Annotated in this window: 3 protein-coding genes; all 3 read left to right on the top strand. The window is 39.5% G+C overall.

Going from position 1 to position 3,607, the window contains the following annotated elements:
- The first annotated feature begins 139 nt into the window (after positions 1–139).
- Genes HWQ37_RS12545 through HWQ37_RS12535 form a run of 3 tightly spaced genes read left to right on the top strand, consistent with a single transcriptional unit; the run spans position 140 to position 3,499 of the window.
- Entirely contained in the window at positions 140–1,411 is a 1,272-nt protein-coding gene (locus HWQ37_RS12545; RefSeq protein ID WP_292747705.1) for a restriction endonuclease subunit S, read from the top strand.
- A 2-nt stretch (positions 1,412–1,413) separates the two neighbouring features.
- Positions 1,414–2,784: an AAA family ATPase gene (locus HWQ37_RS12540; RefSeq protein ID WP_292747702.1), complete on the top strand. Its 1,371-nt coding sequence runs from the start codon at positions 1,414–1,416 to the stop codon at positions 2,782–2,784.
- Positions 2,759–3,499 carry an HNH endonuclease family protein gene (locus HWQ37_RS12535; protein WP_292747700.1) on the top strand — a complete coding sequence of 247 codons (741 nt, stop codon included), beginning with the start codon at positions 2,759–2,761 and terminating at the stop codon, positions 3,497–3,499. Before HWQ37_RS12540 ends, HWQ37_RS12535 begins: the two co-directional genes overlap by 26 nt.
- Positions 3,500–3,607: the final 108 nt, after the last annotated feature.

Below are 3,607 nucleotides of genomic sequence, written 5' to 3'. Positions count from 1 at the left end.
ATAAAATTCGCAGTGCTTATGAGATTAATTTTAATCGGCATTTTTATAAATACACACCTCCGCGACCTTTAGCTGAAATTGATGCTGACATTAAGCGCATGGAAGAAGAGTTTATGCGTTTGCTACATGAGGTGATAGCGTGATTCAGAGATGTCCAATTAAGCTGAAATATATTGCAAATTATATTTCACGAGGTGATGCACCTACTTATGTTGAAAATGTGGGTGTTCCAGTCGTTAATCAAGGTTGCGTATGGTCTAGTGAACTAAATTTTTCAAAAGTTAGATATCACGACCCTAAAGATGTAGAACGAATTAAATCTTGGATTCATAAAGGTGATATTTTAATAAATTCTACTGGTACAGGAACACTGGGTAGAGTATCCATTGTTGATAAAGAGCCTACTATTCCTACATTTGTAGATGGTCATGTAACCATTGTTAGAGACGCACTTGGTCGATATTATCCAAAGTTTCTTTTCCACTATTTAAGTATTCAGCAGAATATTGTAACTGCTATTTGTTCTGAGGGTGCAACAAACCAGATTGAACTCAGTCAATCTAAATTTGGTAGCTTTACAATAAACTTGCCTCCTATTTCTGAACAACGTGCGATCGCAAATTACCTTGATCGTGAAACCGCCAAAATAGACACACTCATCTCAGCTAGAGAGCGTTTGCTTGATTTATTGACAGAAAAGCGCCGCGCCCTAATTACTCATGCTGTAACTCGTGGGCTAAATCCTGATGTCTGCTTACAAAATTCGAGTTTTGAGTTTTTCAAGTATATACCTGAGCATTGGGAAGTAATCAATCTCAAGTTTTTAACCGAAGTGAGAACAGGAGTAACCAAGGGGCGTAATTTTGGTAATCGTGAAACAGTTCTCGTACCATATTTTCGTGTTGCTAATGTTCAAGATGGGTATCTCGATTTATCAGACATAGCTAAAATTGAAGTTTTACCAGAAGAAATATCCTCATTCAAACTCGAAAAAGGTGATGTTTTAATGAATGAAGGTGGTGATGCTGACAAGCTAGGGCGTGGTGCTGTTTGGGATGGTTCTATTGATCCTTGTTTACACCAAAATCATGTTTTTGCGGTGCGATGCCATAATATTGAACCTGAGTGGTTAACTACTGTAATCGGCTCACACTATGCAAAAGCATACTTTGAATCTCGGTCAAAACAAAGCACTAATCTTGCTTCAATTTCAACAACAAATATTAAAGAACTGCCAATTGTAGTACCCCCTCCAGAAGAACGAAAAGCTATTATTGAATACCTTAAAGAAGCAACTTCAAAGTTAGATCGATTATGTTCTGTAGCTACAAGTACAATTGAACTACTACATGAGCGTCGTACCGCACTGATTACAGCAGCAGTTACAGGGCAAATAAGTGTAACAATGTAGACATGAGACTTAAACAACTTGCACTTACTCAGTTTCGTGGCTTTGAACAGGTAACTTTTGATTTCCATCCGGGCATGAACTTACTGGTTGGTATAAATGGCGTTGGCAAGTCCACTGTGCTTGATGCACTGCGGATTTTGCTATCGCAGGTATTACCCAAGTTCACTGCTTCTAAAAGCAAGCTAATACCCTTTAAAACCAGTGATATCAAAATTAATCGTGATGCTTTCACTGCTAAACTCCAGTTTGATGCAGTGGGCATTCCTTTTGAATACTTAGTACATAAACCACGCGAGGAATATAGCGAACAAACAACACAAAAAGATGAAGAGGAACAACCACCTGATTACCTAGACCGACACAAAAGAATTAAGCAAAGAAGGCAACAGCAACAGGTATACAATTTAGCAGAACGTTACGACTTAACTCCTAATGATCAGACCATACCGAAGCAGGTAAAGACAGCTAAAGTTCAACCTCTTGCAGTTTATTTCTCAACCCGCCGATCCCTTTCTAGCATGGCTGCACCCAGCAAACAGATTAGTGCTGGTGGTCAAGCTGCCGCTTTCGCAGAAGCACTGAGTGAACGAGAATTACGTCTTCGTGAGTTTGCTGACTGGTTATTGGTGCAAGAGACACTAGTAAAAGAGGGAAGAAAATTGGCACAGCAACACCTCAATGTTTTAGAGTATGCTGTCACTACCTTTTTGGACAAATGTACTCACCTTCGTGCTGTACGCGAACCAGAAAGTACATTAATCATAGACAAAGAGGGAGTTGCTCTCGATCTGCGTCAATTGTCAGATGGTGAAAGAGGTATTCTGGCACTGGTGCTAGATTTAGCAAAACGACTATCACAAGCTAATCCTAAATCGGAAGATCCTTTAGGGGATGGTGAAGCTGTTGTGCTAATTGATGAATTAGACTTACACCTACACCCAGTTTGGCAACGCACCATTGTAGACCAACTAATCAAAACATTTCCAAAATGTCAGTTTATCGTTACCACACACTCGCCGCAAATTGTAGGCGAAGTCAAGCCACCAGGCTTAACCTTAATTGCAAAGGAAGATAACGGAATTGTTGTGCTTCAGAAGGGACTTCAAGGATTTGGTTTAGCTTCAAACTGGATTCTTGAGCAATTGATGGGAACCGCGTCACGTAATGCAACCACCCAAGCTCAGATCAACCTTGTAGAAGAGGCCCTGGAAGAAGGTGATCTCGAACTAGCCCGCAATATGCTGGAACAGTTGAAAGCCATGATTCAGGGATATGACGACGAGGTAATTCGTCTTGAAGCTAGTATCAACAACCTTGAAGCGTTAGCAGATGATGTGGATTTAGAAGATGAGATGGATTCAGAAGAAGAATGAACCTCGTGAGTTGACAGAGTGGCGTGTACGTTATGCCAAAGATACTAACTTTGGCTACGATTTAATGCGTAAAGATCAACTTGTAACAAAAGCTGTGACTGATTTATTGGTCGAAGAACAAGGCGGGTTATGTGCCTATAGTGGTATGCCTATCAAGGGCTATATAGAAATAGAAAAAAATGGAACAAAATATCATAAGTGTTACTGTCACATTGATCATGTAAAAGCTCAAGACCATTGCATTCCTTATGAAACTGTTACTTATAGTAATATGGTAGCTTGCTATCCAGGCCCGAATCCTAAACACAAGACCCCTTATGGCGGTGAAAAAAAAGGAAAGTGGCCTGATTACGCAAAAGGAGAGCAAACTTTATTTGTGTCTCCTTTAGATCAATCTTGCGAAACTCGTTTCTTATTCAATTTGATAGGAGAGATCAAACACAATGAGGGAGATAAGCCGGCAGAAACTACTATTAATAAGTTGGGGCTTGATGATGATCAACTTAGAAAGCTTCGTCAAGGAGCAATTCAAGGTACTCTCGGTTTGAAAAATACTCTTCCTCTTAAAGATGCACGCAGTAGACTTACAAAGCTGCAATCTCAGCAGACAGGTAGATTAGAACCTTTCTGTTTTGTATTGATTCAAGCATTAAAAATACATATTAAAAGACTGGAAAAAATTGCTAAATATAAGCTAAAAAATAACAAAAAATAACATCCAAAATCAAGAGAGGAGCAAATGAACATAGCCAGATACGGTGAAACTGCATTTGAGAGCGTAATTGAAAATCACCTTCTCAGTCACGGCTATGTCAACGTTACA

The organism is Nostoc sp. NMS4, assembly GCF_017115095.1.
Classification (GTDB): Bacteria; Cyanobacteriota; Cyanobacteriia; order Cyanobacteriales; family Nostocaceae; genus Nostoc.
This window is presented reverse-complemented; position numbering and strand designations above follow the sequence as displayed.